At 60.8% G+C, this 15,821-nt stretch carries 17 protein-coding genes; 1 reads left to right on the top strand and 16 read right to left on the bottom strand.

The annotated features are described in order from the left end of the window. Positions 1 to 34: 34 nt before the first annotated feature. Genes accD through AAAX59_RS02300 form a run of 10 tightly spaced genes read right to left on the bottom strand, consistent with a single transcriptional unit; the run spans position 35 to position 9,208 of the window. Positions 35 to 1,759: an acetyl-CoA carboxylase, carboxyltransferase subunit beta gene (gene accD / locus AAAX59_RS02345; protein ID WP_349070370.1), complete on the bottom strand. Its 1,725-nt coding sequence runs from the start codon at positions 1,757 to 1,759 to the stop codon at positions 35 to 37. Further along, positions 1,746 to 3,089 carry an acetyl-CoA carboxylase biotin carboxylase subunit gene (locus AAAX59_RS02340; protein WP_349070369.1) on the bottom strand — a complete coding sequence of 448 codons (1,344 nt, stop codon included), beginning with the start codon at positions 3,087 to 3,089 and terminating at the stop codon, positions 1,746 to 1,748. The genes accD and AAAX59_RS02340 overlap by 14 nt, the downstream gene beginning before the upstream one ends. Before the next feature lie 10 nt (positions 3,090 to 3,099). Continuing rightward, positions 3,100 to 3,522 (bottom strand): 3-hydroxyacyl-ACP dehydratase FabZ, encoded by a 423-nt coding sequence (fabZ, locus tag AAAX59_RS02335; protein ID WP_349070367.1) that lies wholly within the window; start codon positions 3,520 to 3,522, stop codon positions 3,100 to 3,102. A 9-nt stretch (positions 3,523 to 3,531) separates the two neighbouring features. Beyond that, the gene (gene accB / locus AAAX59_RS02330; RefSeq protein ID WP_349070366.1) at positions 3,532 to 4,005 is read right to left on the bottom strand and encodes an acetyl-CoA carboxylase biotin carboxyl carrier protein; all 474 of its coding nucleotides are present in this window, start codon (positions 4,003 to 4,005) and stop codon (positions 3,532 to 3,534) included. Between the two features lie 3 nt (positions 4,006 to 4,008). Then, a complete protein-coding gene (gene fabF, locus AAAX59_RS02325) occupies positions 4,009 to 5,256 on the bottom strand; it encodes a beta-ketoacyl-ACP synthase II (protein WP_349070363.1) in 1,248 nt (415 codons plus the stop codon). Between the two features lie 39 nt (positions 5,257 to 5,295). Further along, positions 5,296 to 6,069 carry a 3-oxoacyl-[acyl-carrier-protein] reductase gene (gene fabG / locus AAAX59_RS02320; protein ID WP_349070361.1) on the bottom strand — a complete coding sequence of 258 codons (774 nt, stop codon included), beginning with the start codon at positions 6,067 to 6,069 and terminating at the stop codon, positions 5,296 to 5,298. A 30-nt stretch (positions 6,070 to 6,099) separates the two neighbouring features. Continuing rightward, positions 6,100 to 7,026 (bottom strand): ACP S-malonyltransferase, encoded by a 927-nt coding sequence (locus AAAX59_RS02315; RefSeq protein WP_349070358.1) that lies wholly within the window; start codon positions 7,024 to 7,026, stop codon positions 6,100 to 6,102. Further along, entirely contained in the window at positions 7,014 to 7,958 is a 945-nt protein-coding gene (fabK, locus tag AAAX59_RS02310; RefSeq protein WP_349070355.1) for an enoyl-[acyl-carrier-protein] reductase FabK, read from the bottom strand. Before fabK ends, AAAX59_RS02315 begins: the two co-directional genes overlap by 13 nt. Positions 7,959 to 7,960: 2 nt before the next feature. Beyond that, positions 7,961 to 8,197 (bottom strand): acyl carrier protein, encoded by a 237-nt coding sequence (locus AAAX59_RS02305; RefSeq protein WP_006235019.1) that lies wholly within the window; start codon positions 8,195 to 8,197, stop codon positions 7,961 to 7,963. Positions 8,198 to 8,248: 51 nt separating this feature from the next. Further along, a complete protein-coding gene (locus AAAX59_RS02300) occupies positions 8,249 to 9,208 on the bottom strand; it encodes a beta-ketoacyl-ACP synthase III (RefSeq protein WP_349070353.1) in 960 nt (319 codons plus the stop codon). 176 nt (positions 9,209 to 9,384) lie between these two features. Between AAAX59_RS02300 and AAAX59_RS02295 the strand changes: the two genes are divergently transcribed. Next, positions 9,385 to 10,161, top strand: coding sequence for a biotin--[acetyl-CoA-carboxylase] ligase (locus AAAX59_RS02295; RefSeq protein ID WP_349070351.1), 777 nt, complete (start codon positions 9,385 to 9,387; stop codon positions 10,159 to 10,161). Between the two features lie 116 nt (positions 10,162 to 10,277). On the opposite strand, the gene rpsJ is transcribed toward AAAX59_RS02295, so the two are convergent. The 6 genes from rpsJ to AAAX59_RS02265 all read right to left on the bottom strand — a co-directional run bounded on the left by rpsJ (position 10,278) and on the right by AAAX59_RS02265 (position 15,571). After that, on the bottom strand, positions 10,278 to 10,586 hold the full coding sequence (gene rpsJ, locus AAAX59_RS02290) for a 30S ribosomal protein S10 (RefSeq protein WP_022094184.1): 309 nt from the start codon (positions 10,584 to 10,586) through the stop codon (positions 10,278 to 10,280). A gap of 61 nt (positions 10,587 to 10,647) precedes the next feature. Continuing rightward, positions 10,648 to 12,747, bottom strand: coding sequence for an elongation factor G (gene fusA, locus AAAX59_RS02285; RefSeq protein ID WP_022094183.1), 2,100 nt, complete (start codon positions 12,745 to 12,747; stop codon positions 10,648 to 10,650). A 19-nt stretch (positions 12,748 to 12,766) separates the two neighbouring features. Beyond that, positions 12,767 to 13,240 (bottom strand): 30S ribosomal protein S7, encoded by a 474-nt coding sequence (gene rpsG, locus AAAX59_RS02280; protein ID WP_006235013.1) that lies wholly within the window; start codon positions 13,238 to 13,240, stop codon positions 12,767 to 12,769. Positions 13,241 to 13,313: 73 nt separating this feature from the next. Then, positions 13,314 to 13,691 carry a 30S ribosomal protein S12 gene (rpsL, locus tag AAAX59_RS02275; protein WP_006235012.1) on the bottom strand — a complete coding sequence of 126 codons (378 nt, stop codon included), beginning with the start codon at positions 13,689 to 13,691 and terminating at the stop codon, positions 13,314 to 13,316. 334 nt (positions 13,692 to 14,025) lie between these two features. Beyond that, positions 14,026 to 15,102, bottom strand: coding sequence for a DUF4179 domain-containing protein (locus AAAX59_RS02270; RefSeq protein WP_349070349.1), 1,077 nt, complete (start codon positions 15,100 to 15,102; stop codon positions 14,026 to 14,028). Next, on the bottom strand, positions 15,053 to 15,571 hold the full coding sequence (locus tag AAAX59_RS02265; RefSeq protein WP_349070348.1) for an RNA polymerase sigma factor: 519 nt from the start codon (positions 15,569 to 15,571) through the stop codon (positions 15,053 to 15,055). The genes AAAX59_RS02270 and AAAX59_RS02265 overlap by 50 nt, the downstream gene beginning before the upstream one ends. Positions 15,572 to 15,821 lie beyond the last annotated feature (250 nt).

Raw genomic sequence — 15,821 nt, 5'->3', positions numbered from 1 at the left:
CCTTTCCCAATGTGACATGCGAGCTTTCCCTTTGTCACATCGTGCGGTACTGACCGATTGCGCGGTACTTTTCGTAGCGGAGGTTTGTGAGGGTCGCGTCGTCGAGCTGCCCAAGCGCATCGAAGGCATCAAATGCCGAGGACATGACGGCACCGGCGATCTCCTCATGCGACAGGCCCTTATCGTCAACAATGCCGTCGATGATGCCGAGCGCCAACAGATCGGGGGCCGTAAGCTTAAGCGCCTCGGCAGCCTCATTCGCGCGGTCGGTATCCTTCCACAGGATCGACGCACAGGCCTCGGGGCTCACGACCGAATAGGCCGAGCTCGAGAGCATCAGGATGCGGTCGGCCACGGATAGCGCCAGCGCGCCACCAGAGCCGCCCTCGCCTGTCACCACCGAGACAATCGGCGTCTTAAGGCCGCTCATCTCCATGAGATTCTGGGCAATCGCCTCGCCCTGGCCGCGCTCCTCGGCACCGATGCCGCAAAACGCGCCCGAAGTATCGACCAGGCACAGAACCGGTCGACCAAACTTTTCGGCCTGGCGCATCAGACGACGCGCTTTGCGATAGCCCTCGGGATGTGCCATACCAAAGTTGCGGCGCATACGCTCTTTGGTCGTGGTGCCGCGCTCGATGGCGATGACCGTTACGGGGCGTCCGTCTTTCCAGCCAATGCCAGCCACCACAGCGGCGTCGTCGCCAAAGTAGCGGTCGCCGTGCAGCTCCACAAATCCATCCAGGCCCAGCGAGATCATCTCGCCTGCCGTGGCGCGATCTGCCGAGCGGGTCTGCTTGACAATCTCGAGCGCGGTTTTTGGTGCGGCCGAGCGCTTGAACAAGTGTCCCAGCTTTTTGCCGCGACGACCCGTATGCACAATCTCGTGCGGAGCCCCCAGGCCGGGCGCGTGCCCTTCGTGCAGCGCCAGCAGCTCGCCTACCGTGAGCGCAATCTCGCCACGCGGAACAACGGCATCGCAAAAGCCGTGCTCCAGCAAAAACTCGGAGCGCTGGAATCCTTTGGGCAGACGCTTGTGCATGTTCTGCTCGATCACGCGCGGGCCGGCAAATGCCGTCAGGGCATCGGGCTCGGCCAGGATAATGTCGCCCTCCATGGCGAAGCTCGCGGTTACGCCTCCGGTCGTGGGGTCGGTGAGTACCGTGATATACAGGCCGCCCGCCTCGCTGTGGCGCCGAACCGCCGCAGAAATCTTGGCCATCTGCATAAGCGATGTCACGCCCTCTTGCATGCGCGCACCGCCCGAAACGGTAAAGCCGACAACTGGCAATCCCAGCTCGATCGCTCGCTCAAATGTGCGACAGATCTTCTCGCCCACCACAGAACCCATCGAGCCCATCATAAAGTTGGCGTCCATAAAGAAGAGCGCCGTATCGCAGCCGCAGATTTTGCCCCTGCCGCACACAACGGCATCACGCTCGCCCGAACGCTCGACCGCGCCCTTGAGCTTGTCGGCATAACCGGGAAACGAGAGGAAATCCTCCGACGCCAGATTGGCATCCCATTCCTCAAACGTGCCCTCGTCGACCGTCATGCGCATGCGCGCGCGACCGCTCACGCGAAAGTGTTTGCCGCAACGAGGGCAGACCTCGAGGTTGTCGTGCAGGCGTGCCTCATCGATCACACGGCGGCACTCCGGGCACTTGATAAACACGTGGCGCGCGGGAAACTCGGCGCACGACTCGGTTATCGGCCCCTCGAGGACATTGACCGTCTTCGCTTTTCTATTCATCAGCATAGAGATGCCCCATCAGATCGGTGTGATACATGCCCGACAAGAACTCGTCGTTTGCCAGCACGTCGAGCTGAAGCTCGCTGTTTTCACTCACGCCCTCAATCACGAGCTCGCCCAGGGCCGAGCGCATCTTGCGAATGGCGCCGTCACGCGTGGGCGCACACACGATGAGCTTGCCGAGCATGGAGTCGTAGTACGGCGGAACTGTCGCACCGGTAAACATGGCGGAATCCCAGCGCACGCGCGGACCACCCGGCACACGCAACGCGGTGACCGTTCCGCATGACGGCAGAAAGTCCGGCGTCTCGGCATTGATGCGGCACTCCATGGCGTGGTTGCGGACCGGCATGTCCTCCTGCTCAAAGGGCAGAGGCTGGCCGGCTGCCACGCGCAGCTGCCACTTGACCAGGTCGGTATCGGTCACAAACTCCGTAACCGGATGCTCCACCTGCAAGCGCGTGTTCATTTCCATAAAGTAGAAATTGCCGTCGTCCGAATACAGAAACTCAATGGTACCGGCGCCCTCATAGCCAACGGCACGAGCCAGGTCGCGCGCGGCCTTGTGCATGCGCGCGCGAATATCATCGCGTCCGTCGAGGCACGGCGCGGGGCTCTCCTCGATCAGCTTTTGGTTGCGACGCTGCACCGAGCACTCGCGCTCGCCGAGCGAAAACACATGGCCCTGCTTATCGGCCATAATCTGCACCTCAACATGGTGCGCCGGCGCGACGAACTTCTCCATGTAACACTCGCCGTCGCCAAAAACGGCCTCGCCCTCGGCGCGTGCTTCAATAAAGGCCTTTGCCGCATCTTCCACGCGCTCGACCTTACGAATACCGCGACCGCCGCCGCCCGCACGCGCCTTAATAAGCACGGGGCAGCCAATGCGCTCAGCCTCGGCCGTTGCCTCCTCGGGACTTTTGAGCAAATCGCAGCCCGGCACGATGGGCACGCCCGCCGCGGCAGCCGTTCGACGCGCGGCGTCCTTGTCGCCCATGCTGTCGATCACCTCGGCCGAAGGACCAACAAACGCCAGGCCATACTTGTCGCAGTCGCGCACGAAGCTCGCCTTCTCGGAGAAAAAGCCATAGCCGGGATGAATTGCCTTAGCTCCCGACTTTACGGCACAGGTGAGCACAGCATCGTCGTTGAGGTAGCTCTCGGCAAGACGCGGACCGCCGATGCAATACGCCTCGTCGGCAAGCTGCACGTGCAGCGCGTCCGCATCGGCCGTGGAATAAACGGCGACGGTCTTGATGCCCATATCGCGGCACGCGCGGATAACACGGACCGCGACTTCGCCGCGGTTGGCGATGAGCACTTTGTCGAACATGAAGCCTTCCTTAACTTTCGTGCATGAGTGCAAAAGACATATCGGCGCGGCAGCAAACCTCACCGTTGACGCTCGCAGTACCCGTCGCAAAGCGGAACGGCCCGCGCGCACGCGTGATGGTGCACACCAGATCAACCGTGTCGCCCGGGCGCACCGGACGCTTAAAGCGCACCTTGTCCAGACTCGTGTAGAACGGCGTCGCGCCGCGCGCCCCCTCATCGCCCATCAGCAGCACGCAGCAGTTCTGGGCGAGCATCTCGCACTGAATCACGCCGGGGACGACCGGGTTTCCCGGAAAATGCCCCTGCAAAAAGTACTCGTCGCCCGTAATCGTGATCTTGCCGTGGGCCTCGTCGCCCACCAGCTCGGCTTCGTCGAGCAAAAGCATCGGCTCGCGATGCGGTAACAGCTTCTTGAGCTCTTCTTTGTTCATGGATATCACCTATCCGATCCTCATGAGGCAGCTGCCAAACTCCACGAGGTCGCCGTCGGCCACGCAGATCTCGAGCACCTCGCCATCCGCCTCGGCCGTTACCTCGTTGAGAACCTTCATGGCCTCGATGATGCAGAGGGTCTCGCCGGCCTTGACCTTAGAGCCCACGTGCACAAACGGCTCGTCGCCCGGCGCCGGGGCAGCATAGAACACGCCGACCATGGGAGCGGTCACCTCGGTGCCCTTGGGCTCCGGTGCGGCGGCAGGCGCCTGCGCGGCGGGCTCCGGTGCGGCAGGCGCGACTGTGGGAGCTGCAACTGGAGTGGCCATAGCGCTCGGCATGGGCATGGGCACGGCAACCGGCTGTGCGGCGCTCGCGCGCTCGAGTTCGACCGCGGTGCCATCGGGTTCCTCAACGCGTACGCGCGTGAGGCCGCGGTTCTCCATAACATCGGCTATCTCGGCAAGTCTTTTGGAATCCATGCTCTAGCTCCTCGTATATCTACGCAGCGCGATGGCGGCGTTGTGTCCGCCAAAGCCCAGGTTGGTCGAAAGCGCCCAGGTAAGGTCGGCGCGAACCGCGCGATTGGGCGTGTAGTCAAGATCGCAGGCGGGATCGGGCGTGTGGTAGTTAATGGTCGGAGGCACCACGCCCTGCTCGAGCGCCATGGCACAGGCCATGACCTCGATGGCACCCGTGGCACCGATCATGTGGCCGGTCATCGACTTAGTCGACGAGACGTGCGCGGCGCGCGCCGCGTCCTCGCCGAGCGCACGCTTAATGCCCGTCGTCTCGGACGAATCGTTGAGCTTGGTCGATGTGCCGTGGGCATTGATGTAGAGACCCTCGGAAGGCTTGACGTCGCCCTCGGTCACCGCCAGCGATATCGCGCGGGCAATGCCGGCAGCCTCGGGATCAGGACTCGTGATGTGATAGGCATCATCGGTGTTGCCGTAGCCCACGACCTCGGCATAAATGTGCGCACCGCGCGCCTGCGCATGTTCCATGCTCTCGAGTACCAGCACGCAGGCGCCCTCGCCCATCACAAAGCCGTCGCGGTCTGCATCGAACGGGCGGCAGGCCGTCGCGGGATCGGGGTTGGTGGTCAATGCGCGGCAGGACGTAAAGCCCGCAACGGCATCGGGGATAATTGCAGCCTCGGCGCCGCCCGCGAGGATCGCGTCGGCATAGCCGTGCTTGATGGCGCGGAACGCCTCGCCCACCGCATGGGCCGAGGTTGCGCACGCGGTCACCACGGGCAGGGTCGGGCCCTTTGCCTTGTGGCGGATTGCGATATTGCCCGATGCCATGTTGGGGATCATCATCGCGATCATATAGGGCGATGCGCGGCGGGGCCCACGTTCGGCAATCGTATGGACGTTGTCGACGAGCGTCGTCATGCCGCCCACGCCCGAGCCCACGTAGACGCCCAGGCGCTCGCGATCGATGGCGCCTTCGACATCAAAGCCCGCATCGTGCATGGCTTCGTCCGAAGCCGCCATCGCAAACTGAACGCAGGGGTCGAGATGCTTGGCGTCACGCTTGCCAAAGTACTCGTTGCCGTCAAAGCCCTTGACCTCGGCTGCCACCTTGACGGCAAACGCATCGGTATCGAAGTGCGTGATCGGGCCGATGCCGCACGTGCCGGCGCACATGGCCGCCCAGGTGGCAAGCGCGGTGTTGCCGAGCGGCGACACGGCACCGATACCGGTGATTGCAACTCTCTGTTCCATCATGGTCTCCTCATCCAAGCCGTTCTTCGGCCCTGGTTTCTACATCGCCATTCCGCCGTCGACGCGTACGACTTCGCCCGTAATGTAGGCAGCCGCATCGCTCACTAAAAATCGCACCACACCGGCCACCTCTTCGGGCTGCGCCATACGCTTAAGGGGAATCTGCTCCTCGGTTACCGTACGCACCTTCTCCGAGAGCTTTGCCGTCATATCCGTCTCGACAAACCCGGGGGCAACCGCGTTCACTCGTACGCCGCGGGGCGCAAGCTCGCGCGCCACCGCCTTGGTCAGGCCGATCACGCCCGCCTTGGAGGCAGCGTAGTTGGCTTGCCCGGCATTGCCCATCAGGCCCACGACCGAGCTCATGTTGACGACGCAACCGCCGCGCTGGCGCATAAAGGTCTTGGTGAGCGCGCGCGTCATGTTGAATGTTCCCTTGAGATTGACGTCGAGCACGCGGTCGAAGGCGTCATCGCCCATGCGCATGAGCAGGCCATCGCGGGTGATGCCAGCGTTGTTGACGAGCGCCCAAATGGAGCCAAAGTCGTTGAGGACCGCTTCCATGCACGCGTTGACGGCAGCGGGGTCGGCCACGTCGCATTGATATGAGCGCGCCGTGGCGCCAGCCGCCTCGCAGGCGTCGCACGTCTCGCGCGCCGCATCGACGCTGCCGGCATAGACGACGGCGATATCGTAGCCATCCTCCGCCAGACCGATAGCGCAGGCGCGGCCGATACCCCGCGAGCCGCCCGTGACCAGTGCCACGCGACGTGAGTCGTTGCGCTCGAGCGCGCCGTTGTTCAAGTTGCCCATGTCATTCCTTTCGGGTTACAGCCCTGTGAACTATGCGAGCTCGTCGGCAATAGCTGCGACCTGCTCGACCGTTTCGCACGAATACACACGAACGTCGCTCAGCGTACGCTTGACCAGGCCCGACAGCGTTTTGCCGGGGCCGACCTCAATAAACGTGTCGATGCCTTGATCCTGCAGAGCATGCAGCGTGTCGACCCAGCGCACGGCATGACTCACCTGGTTGGCCAGCACCTCCGATGCCGTCTGGGGGTCCGCCGGATAGGGCGCCGCTGTCATATTTGCCAAAACAGGAATGAGCAACGGGGACGGCGCGTGACCGGCCTCAATATATGCGGCAAGGCCACAGGCCGCCTCGGCCATATAGGGGCTATGAAATGCACCCGACACCGCGACCTTCATGGCGCGGCCGCCAGCCTCTTTTACTAGGACGTCGAGGGTCTGCAGCGCATCGGGCGCTCCGGCCACAACCGTCTGCTGGGGACTGTTGTAGTTGACCGGCCAGCAGTCCTCGCCGGCCTGCGCAGCCAGGTTCTCGACTTGCGCAGCATCAAGTTTGATGACGGCGCGCATGCCGCCGGGGTGACGCTCGGCCGCCGTGGCCATCAATGCCGCGCGCTCACACACGAGCTCAAAACCCGCTCGCGTATCGAATGCCCCCGCAAAGGTGAGTGCAGCGACCTCGCCCAGCGAGAATCCCGCACAGGCGGCAGGCACCATGCCGCGCTCGCGCAGGGCGACGGCGACAGCCAAGTCGTGCACGAACACGCAAGGCTGCGTGTTCTCGGTCTGCGAGAGCTCCTCCTTGGAGGCGCTCCGGCACTGCTCGCTCGTCCCCGGGCGCACCTCATCGGCAATGGCGAACACCTCGGCAGCCGCCGGCGATGTCTCGATCAAGTCGACGCCCATCGCGGGGTGCTGGGCACCCTGGCCGGCAAACAAAAACGCTACGCCACCCATGCGCACGCACCCTTCAGGACGTGCTCGGCGCCATCGACCAGGTCGTCAACGATTTCGCGTGCGCTCTGGCGCTCGTTGACCATGCCGGCAATCTGTCCACACAAAAACGAACCCTCTTCGTAGTTGCCGCCCTTGGCGGCCTTACGCAGCGCACCGGTTCCCATAGCACCGAGCTCCTCGGCACTCGCGCCGGAACCCTCGCTCTTGGCATAGGCGTTGGTGAAGGGGCTCTTGAGGGCGCGCACTGGATGTCCCGTCGAGCGACCGGTCGCACGCGTCGAAGTGTCGTTGGCCTTCAGGACCATCTCTTTGTACTGCTCCGAGACGGTGCACTCGTCTGCGACCAGAAAGCGCGTACCCACTTGCACGCCTTCGGCGCCCAGCATAAAGGCGGCCGCCACGCCGCGGCCGTCGGCAATACCGCCGGCGGCCACGACGGGAATGTCGACCGCATCGACGACCTGCGGCACCAGTGCCATCGTCGAGGTCTCGCCAATATGGCCGCCCGATTCGGTACCCTCGGCAACAACCGCCGTGGCTCCACGACGTGCCACGAGGCGCGCCAGCGCCACCGAGGCAACGACCGGGATGACCTTGATGCCCGCCTCGTTCCACGCCTTCATGTACTTGGCGGGATTGCCGGCGCCCGTCACGACGACCGGCACTCGCTCGTCAATCACGACCTGCGCGACCTCGTCGGCAAACGGGCTCATGAGCATGACGTTGACGCCAAAGGGCTTATCCGTCCTGGCGCGCAGCTTATGAATCTGGTCGCGAAGCCAGTTGGCGTCGGCATTCATGGCCGCGATGATTCCCAACCCGCCTGCCTCGGACACGGCCGATGCCAGCGAGGCATCGGCAATCCAGGCCATGCCGCCCTGGAACACGGGCTTTTCGATGCCGAGCAGATCGCAGAGAGGAGTCTTGAGCATCTCTACTTCTCCAATGCCGCCTCGACCGTATCGGCGAACTCGCCGACCGTCTTGGGGTTCTCCTCGGTATCGAGCTGGATGCCAAACTCGTCCTCGACGGCGACGAGGATCTCGACGGTGCCCAGGCTGTCGAGGCCAATCTCCTCAAGCGTGGACTCAGGCTTCATCTCGACGTCGTCAAGACCAGCGGTCTCGCGGATAACGTCGCAAACGCGCTCGAAGGTCTTCTGATCTGCCATGGTAGTTCTCCTTTGGTTGTGCCCTAGGGCGTTTTTATTTCCTATGTGCGACTACTTCCAACGAAGCAGATAGCCACCTATATCCAGACCGGCGCCAAATCCAACCAAGGCGATCGTGTCGCCCGTGTGAAGTGCACCGGCGTTTGCCAGCCGGTCGAGGGCAAGCGGAATGCATGCGCTCGAAATGTTGCCGGTCTCGCGCAACGTGCGAACCACACGCTCGTCCGGCACGCCCAGACGCTTGACCGCCTGGCTCAGGATTCGTTCGTTAGCCTGATGAAATACAAAATGATCGATGTCCTCGACCGCGATTCTCGCGTCGCAGGCGAGCTTGTTGACCGTGTCGCAGATGGCGTTGACGCCGAACTTGAACACACGGCGGCCATTCATGAACAGCACGCTCGCGCTATCTGCGGAAGCCTTAAACGGCGAGGTGCCAACCAGACCGGGAACGCGCAACGTCTCGACGTCAGGCGCCGTCGAAAGCTCAACGGCAAGGGGGCTGTCTCCCCCAGCCTCAATCACTGCGGCGCCTGCCCCATCGCCAAAGAGCACACAGGTGGCACGGTCGGTCCAGTCGAGCGCGCGCGTCATCTGCTCGGCAGCAACGGCAAGCACGCGCTCGGCGCGACCGCGGGCGATATAGCCCTCGGCGACATCGAGCGCAAATACGAAGCCGGCACAAGCCGCCGAGACATCGAAGGCAGGGCACGTCGCGCCTAGTCGCTCAGCAACGGCACACGCCTCAGCGGGAACAAGGTGGTCACCCGTCGTCGTCGAGCAGACGATCAAATCCAGCTGGCTCGCGTCGATTCCGGACACCTGGAGTGCCCGCTCGCTCGCCGCTACGGCAAGATCGTCAAGTGACTCGGTGGTGCAGACGTGGCGGCTCTTAATACCTGTGCGGGTAAAAATCCACTCATCCGAGGTATCGAGGAACTCAGACAGCTCGTCATTGGAAACACTGCGTTCAGGAAGCGCCGAGCCTGTTCCAAGAATCGTGAAACCCATCACTAACCTCCTTTGAGTTGTTGACGTGTTTACATCGACCAAGAGAGGATAGCGCATTTTAGTTGTTGTTGACGTGTTAACATTAAATTGTCCAAATGCGACAAAGGCTTCACATTGTGTCTATCTCTCGACACCATTGCGCGATTGCCTTATTAACTTAGGAGGTAGCAGTTGTTATGGATGCCATATTAACGATAGTCGACGTAACCGGATCGACCAACGATGACCTGCTCGAAGCAGGAAAACAGGGAGCACCGCACGGCACAGGACTTGCCGCCCGGGCTCAGACAGCAGGACGCGGCCGGCGCGGCCACAAGTGGGATTCAACCGCCGGCAACCTATTGCTTTCGATCGTCCTGCGTCCATGCGTTAATCCCGCAAAGTACTCTGGTCTTGCCGCCGTCAGCGGCCTAGCGGTGCTCGAAGCACTCGAAAAGCAGGGTCTTGCAAACGAGATTGGCCTCAAATGGCCCAACGACCTGGTCGCGCGAGGACATAAGCTCGGTGGCATTCTAGTCGAGGCAGCACGCGACAGCATAGGCATGCCCTTCGCCGTCTGCGGCATTGGCGTCAATGTGAACTACACGCCCCAAGAGGTGCCCGATGGCGGCCTGGCGGCAATTGGCCTGTCAGACCTCAACGAGAATGTTCCCGCCGTCGATGTGCTGCTCGAGGAGGTCTACCACGCCGTCGTAGGCGCTGTAGACGCGTGGGCAGAACGCCTCAATACCATGGAGGACAACGCCGGCCCACTCGCGCCCGTCCACGACGAATATATCGCTCACCTCAATTGGATCGGGAAGAACGTTATCGCCCGCTCCCCCGCTGGGGACGAGCTGGCACGCGGCATTTTTAGAACGGTCGACGATTACGGTCGCGCAAGCATCGAGACCGAGAGTGGCTTGTGCGTCTTCCACTTCGAAGAAGCGTCGTTGCGCCCTCTGAGCGATTAAGGCGCCGCAGTCGTTCGCTCGATAGACGTATTCGCCGTCCCAAAATCTCATCCCAAATCAAAAGAGCCCCGCTACCGTAATGGCAGCGGGGCTCTGTAAGCTATGAGCGATATCGCTTAGAGCTTGATGTCGATGTCGACGCCAGCGGGGAGGTCGAGACGCATGAGCGAATCAACGGTGCCCGAGGTGGGGTCGAGGATGTCGATGAGGCGCTTGTGGGTGCGCATCTCGAACTGCTCACGGGAGTCCTTGTTCACGTGCGGCGAGCGGATAACCGTGTACAGGTTGCGCTCGGTGGGCAGGGGGACAGGACCGGAAACGCGAGCGCCGGTCTTCTGAGCGGTCTCGACGATGAGCTTCGCGGACTGATCGACGACCTCGTGATCATAGCCCTTGAGGCGAATGCGGATCTTCTGGGTAGCCAACTTAAACCTCCAAAGAGTGCGAGAGATGTTCTCGCAGGATTACGTAACAGGGAGCTCGAACTTAGGCGTTCTTGCTCATGACCTCGTCCACGATGGACTTGGGCGCGGGCTCATAAGAGTCGAACTGCATCGTGTAAGATGCACGGCCCTGGGTCTGGGAGCGAAGGTCGGTAGCGTAACCGAACATCTCGCCCAGCGGCACCTTGGCACGGATGAGCTTGCTGTTCTTGCGATCCTCCATGCCCTCGATCTTGCCGCGGCGACCGGAGAGGTTGCCCATAACGTCGCCCATGTACTGCTCGGGGGTCTCGACCTCGACAGCCATGATCGGCTCGAGCAGCTGCGGATCGGACTTCTTGAGGGCGTCCTTGATAGCCATGGAACCGGCGATCTTGAAGGCGGCCTCGGAGGAGTCGACCTCGTGGTAAGAACCGTCGAACAGGGTGACCTTAACGTCGAGGACCGGGAAGCCAGCGATAACACCGGTGTTCAGGGCCTCCTGGATGCCCTTGTCGATGGACGGGATGTACTCCTTGGGCACGACGCCGCCGACGATGGCGTTGACGAACTCGTAGCCGAAGCCCTCCTCCATCTTCTCGAGCTTGATGACAGCGTGGCCGTACTGACCGCGACCGCCGGACTGACGGACGAACTTGCCCTCAGCCTTCTCGACGTCGTGACCAGCGGTCTCGCGGTAGGCAACCTGGGGCTTACCAACGTTAGCGTCAACCTTGAACTCGCGGAGCAGACGGTCGACGATGATCTCGAGGTGCAGCTCGCCCATGCCGGCGATGATGGTCTGGCCGGTCTCGTGGTTGGTGGACACCTGGAAGGTCGGGTCCTCCTCGGCGAGCTTGGTCAGAGCAAGGGACATCTTGTCCTGCTCGGCCTTGGTCTTGGGCTCGATGGCAACGTCGATAACGGGCTTAGCGAACTCGATCTTCTCGAGGACGATCTCCTTGCCCTCAGCGCACAGGGTGTCGCCGGTGGTGGAGTTCTTGAAGCCGACGCAAGCGACGATGTCGCCGGCGGCAGCGTCGTCACGGTCGATACGCTCGGCGGCGTTCATCTCGAGGATGCGGCCGAGGCGCTCGCGCTGACCGTTGGAAGCGTTGACCACGTAGGAGCCGGACTCGGCGCGGCCGGAGTAAACGCGGACGTAGGTGAGCTTACCGACGAACGGGTCGGTCATGATCTTGAAGACCAGGCCGGAGAAGGGCTCGTCGAAGGAAGGATGACGCTGGATCTCCTCGCCGGTGTCCGGATCGGTACCGGTGACGGCCTCAACGTCGAGCGGGCTGGGCAGGTAGTCGACGACAGCGTCGAGCAGCTCCTGAACGCCCTTGTTCTTGTAGGCGGAGCCCACGAAGACGAGGTTGAGCTCATTGGCCAGAACACCCTTGCGCAGAGCAGCCTTGAGCTCCTCGACGGTGAAGTCCTCCTCCATGAGGATCTTCTCCATGAGCTCGTCGTCAAAGCTGGCAGCAGCGTCAAGGAGCTCCTCGCGCTTGGTGGCAGCGATGTCGGCAAACTCAGCCGGGATCTCGTCCATCGGCTCGGGGTAGGTCATACCCTTCTCGTCGGCCTTGAAGTCCCATGCAGTCATGGTGACCAGGTCGATGACGCCCCAGAAGTTGTCCTCGGCGCCCATCGGGACCTGAGCGGCCACGGCGTTAGCGTCGAGACGATCCTTCATGGTCTCGATAGCGTTGAAGAAGTCAGCGCCCACGCGGTCATACTTGTTGATGAAAGCGATGCGGGGGACGTTGAAGGTGGAAGCCTGACGCCAAACGGTCTCAGACTGGGGCTGAACGCCGGCAACGGCGTCGAAGACGGCGACAGCGCCATCGAGGACGCGCAGGCAGCGCTCGACCTCGGCGGTGAAGTCAACGTGGCCCGGGGTGTCGATGATCTGGATGCGGTAGTCCTTACCGTCCTTGTTCCAGAAGCACGTGGTAGCAGCGGAGGTAATGGTTACGCCGCGCTCCTGCTCCTGAACCATCCAGTCCATGGTGGCAGCGCCCTCATGGACCTCACCGATCTTGTGGGTCTTACCGGTGTAGTAAAGAATACGCTCGGTCGTGGTGGTCTTACCGGCATCGATGTGGGCCATGATGCCGATGTTACGGGTATCGGAAAGCTTGTACTTAGGCTTAGCCATGTTAGTTCCTTACCTTAACTTACCAACGATAGTGAGAGAACGCGCGGTTGGCCTCGGCCATCTTGAAGACGTCCTCACGCTTCTTGACGGAAGCGCCCAGGCCGTTGGAAGCGTCGAGGATCTCGTTGGCGAGACGCTCGGCCATGGTCTTCTCCTTGCGAGCGCGGGAGAAGTTGACGATCCAGCGGATACCCAGAGCGGTGGAACGACGGGAGTTGACCTCCATCGGGACCTGATAGGTAGCGCCACCGACACGCTTGGGCTTAACCTCGAGCGTGGGCTTGACGTTGTCCATAGCCTTCTTGAAGGTAGCGAGAGCGTCGCCACCCTCGGACTTCTCGGCAACGATCTCGAAAGCGGTGTAAACGATGCGCTCAGCGGTGGCCTTCTTGCCGTCAAGAAGGACCTTGTTGATGAGCTGAGTCACCAGGCGGTTGTTGTAAACGGCGTCAGGCTGAACCTCACGACGATTAGCTGCTGCACGACGCGGCATGTGAAATCTCCTTAAGTGTCTACCGTGCGGCGCTTAGGCGGCACACGGCGAAAGTATCAAAACGTTATCTGGCTTATTTAGCCTTGGGGCGCTTAGCACCGTACTTGGAACGGGCCTGCATACGGTTCTGGACCGGAGCAGCGTCGTAGGCGCCACGGATGACGTGATAACGGACACCAGGGAGGTCACGGACACGACCGCCGCGGACGAGCACGATGGAGTGCTCCTGCAGGTTGTGGCCCTCACCCGGGATGTAAGCAGTAACTTCGATGCCGTTGACGAGGCGAACACGGGCAACCTTACGAAGAGCCGAGTTCGGCTTCTTGGGGCTCGTGGTGAAGACGCGGGTGCACACGCCGCGCTTCTGGGAGTTGTGCTGCAGAGCAGCGTTCTTGGACTTCTTGGGCACGGAACGACGGCCCTGGCGAACCAGCTGGTTAATAGTAGGCAAAGCGTACTCCTTCTCGAATGATTCCAGCTTTCTGTAAAGTGCAACGGCTTGAATCGAGGGGTCAGCATCCCCCTACGAAACACGCAGTTCGATAGGATACGTGGCGTTAGCTGTGCCGTCAACAGACCACGCCGCCGGGCGTATCCCAAAATGAGTATATTTCCGCAAAGCCTACACAAAAGGAATCCCCTTCGGTGCGCGGGGGCGGATTCCCGGTCCGGGCGGCCTATCAAGATTTTGCCGCATACTTCCGAAATTCAGACGAATACCGCTCGCTTTAACCGCCCATTTACCGCAAAAAGGCCGCTTCCCCTCTTGGGAAGCGGCCTAGACCTTACGAATAGACGATGGTAAAGGGTACTTCTGTTTCGGTCTCTCCTGTTGATGTGTACCTCGTGCCCTCAAGGGTTACCGAGACCACTTGATCGACATTGATCAGTTTTGTCGGTACCGAGATGTTCTCTCCGCTATTGCGCGTCAGCGAGACATAGAAATTGTACGCGCCCTCAGCATCATCTTCGATAATCTGCTCCGATCCATCCTTGTAGGTAACGGTCAACTTTTTCGTGACTGCGTCAATGCCCAGATCATCGATGTGTGTCTGGATGGAAAACGGGCTGATCTCGAGAGGCAAGTCATCGGAGCGGAGTTCCTTTGTATCGACGTACGCTCCAACGCTAAACTCGGGCGTCGATGCTTTAAACTGCCTCGCACTCTCACCTTCGCCCTCGGTCCACTGGATATTCCAGGTGACCGCATGTTGAAAACCTCGCTCGCGATCCATAGAAGCAAAGTACATCGTGCCATTAATGACAGTATCGCTTGATGTGTCCTTATCAATGGTGCAGCGTGTGTCAGCCCATTCCTCGCCGAACTTCATGTTGGGCGTGCCGATGCCTTGTTCTTCTTCACCATAGAGAACAAGTTCGCCAGTCTCTGCTGCCGGCTTGTAGTAGTTAACACCATTTGGATTGGACAACGTAAACGTCACGGCACCGCAACCGTTTTTATCGATAGCCATATCATGAATGTCGAGTGTATAGCCGTTGCCCTCGACGGACAGATTGACCTTCTGTACTGAACCCTCCAAGCTTTGGGGCGCGATACCATCACCAAACTCTCTGGTGTAGGTATATTTAGTCCCCGACGAGCCACCTTGAGTCCAGGTAATGGACTCTCCGTTGCCATGGTTTCCCCAGGCAGAGGCAAAATAACTGGAATTGACGACGGCGTAGGCGACCCCTCCGGTCGCCAGCACTCCGGCAAGGCATCCGATCACGGCAACATACAGAGGCTTCGCGTGACCCTTTCGGCGAAGCGGCTCACCAGCAGCGGCATAAAGAACACGGTCAGCAAGATCGCTATCGGCTTGGACGGACTCGAAGGCCTGCTTGATTTGATTGGATTTCACGGTCGCCCTCCTCTAGGATGAACTTGAGTTTCGATCTGCCGCGAGCTAAACGCGTTCGAACTGTCGCGGCTGGTACGTGCAGCAACTCGGCAATCTCTGAAGTCGAGAAGCCCAGATAGTAATAGAGCACGATGGGGATACGGAATCGTTCCGGAAGCCGCATGACATCTGACAGGACGGCCTTGGTCTCATCCTGCGCTGTCGAAAGCGACTCGGCCAGGTTCTCAATATCCTCCACACGCCTCCATGGCTTTCGAAAGAGAGATTTGCATTCATTGATCGTGACCCGGATAAGCCATCGACGAAGATGTTCCCAGCTTTCAAATTGCGCATCGCTTTTGAGTAACTTCAGAAAGACGTCTTGAGCGACATCGTCGGCGTCGGCGCGATCACGCAGGTACGTCAACGCGATCCGAAACACGACATCCCGGTGGTCTTCGACCGCCTGTCTAAATGCTTGTTCTTCCATAATCACCTCCCGGTGACGTTAATAATTCTTGGTGAGGCCCTCACCTTAGATACGCTCTTGTCGGACGAAATGTTTCAAATTCAAGCAGGAAAAACCGACCAAAATAACCCTGTCCCTTTTTTGGCAGGTCCCCAAGGGATCAACGGAGCGCAACAGGTTGAGCATACGCAAGCGAGCGGCCCCCAGAGCGTACAAGGTGGCATGAAAAAGGCAGGGCATTGACCTTTTGGTCATGCCCTGCCTTTTGAAT

It is taken from the genome of Collinsella sp. CLA-ER-H2 (genome assembly GCF_040092405.1).
In the GTDB taxonomy this organism is placed as follows: Bacteria; Actinomycetota; Coriobacteriia; order Coriobacteriales; family Coriobacteriaceae; genus Collinsella.
The sequence above is the reverse complement of the archived record's forward strand: the minus strand, read 5'-3'. Positions and strand labels throughout refer to the sequence as shown.

What these genes read in the sequence shown, in the direction of transcription:
- AAAX59_RS02305 (WP_006235019.1), bottom strand. Translation starts at nt 8,197, where the DNA reads ATGGCAGATCAGAAGACCTTCGAGCGCGTTTGCGACGTTATCCGCGAG.
- AAAX59_RS02265 (WP_349070348.1), bottom strand. Translation starts at nt 15,571, where the DNA reads ATGGAAGAACAAGCATTTAGACAGGCGGTCGAAGACCACCGGGATGTC.
- AAAX59_RS02300 (WP_349070353.1), bottom strand. Translation starts at nt 9,208, where the DNA reads ATGGGTTTCACGATTCTTGGAACAGGCTCGGCGCTTCCTGAACGCAGT.
- AAAX59_RS02340 (WP_349070369.1), bottom strand. Translation starts at nt 3,089, where the DNA reads ATGTTCGACAAAGTGCTCATCGCCAACCGCGGCGAAGTCGCGGTCCGT.
- fabZ (WP_349070367.1), bottom strand. Translation starts at nt 3,522, where the DNA reads ATGAACAAAGAAGAGCTCAAGAAGCTGTTACCGCATCGCGAGCCGATG.
- fusA (WP_022094183.1), bottom strand. Translation starts at nt 12,747, where the DNA reads ATGGCTAAGCCTAAGTACAAGCTTTCCGATACCCGTAACATCGGCATC.
- accD (WP_349070370.1), bottom strand. Translation starts at nt 1,759, where the DNA reads ATGCTGATGAATAGAAAAGCGAAGACGGTCAATGTCCTCGAGGGGCCG.
- fabF (WP_349070363.1), bottom strand. Translation starts at nt 5,256, where the DNA reads ATGGAACAGAGAGTTGCAATCACCGGTATCGGTGCCGTGTCGCCGCTC.
- accB (WP_349070366.1), bottom strand. Translation starts at nt 4,005, where the DNA reads ATGGATTCCAAAAGACTTGCCGAGATAGCCGATGTTATGGAGAACCGC.
- rpsG (WP_006235013.1), bottom strand. Translation starts at nt 13,240, where the DNA reads ATGCCGCGTCGTGCAGCAGCTAATCGTCGTGAGGTTCAGCCTGACGCC.
- AAAX59_RS02315 (WP_349070358.1), bottom strand. Translation starts at nt 7,026, where the DNA reads ATGGGTGGCGTAGCGTTTTTGTTTGCCGGCCAGGGTGCCCAGCACCCC.
- fabK (WP_349070355.1), bottom strand. Translation starts at nt 7,958, where the DNA reads ATGCTCAAGACTCCTCTCTGCGATCTGCTCGGCATCGAAAAGCCCGTG.
- AAAX59_RS02295 (WP_349070351.1), top strand. Translation starts at nt 9,385, where the DNA reads ATGGATGCCATATTAACGATAGTCGACGTAACCGGATCGACCAACGAT.
- fabG (WP_349070361.1), bottom strand. Translation starts at nt 6,069, where the DNA reads ATGGGCAACTTGAACAACGGCGCGCTCGAGCGCAACGACTCACGTCGC.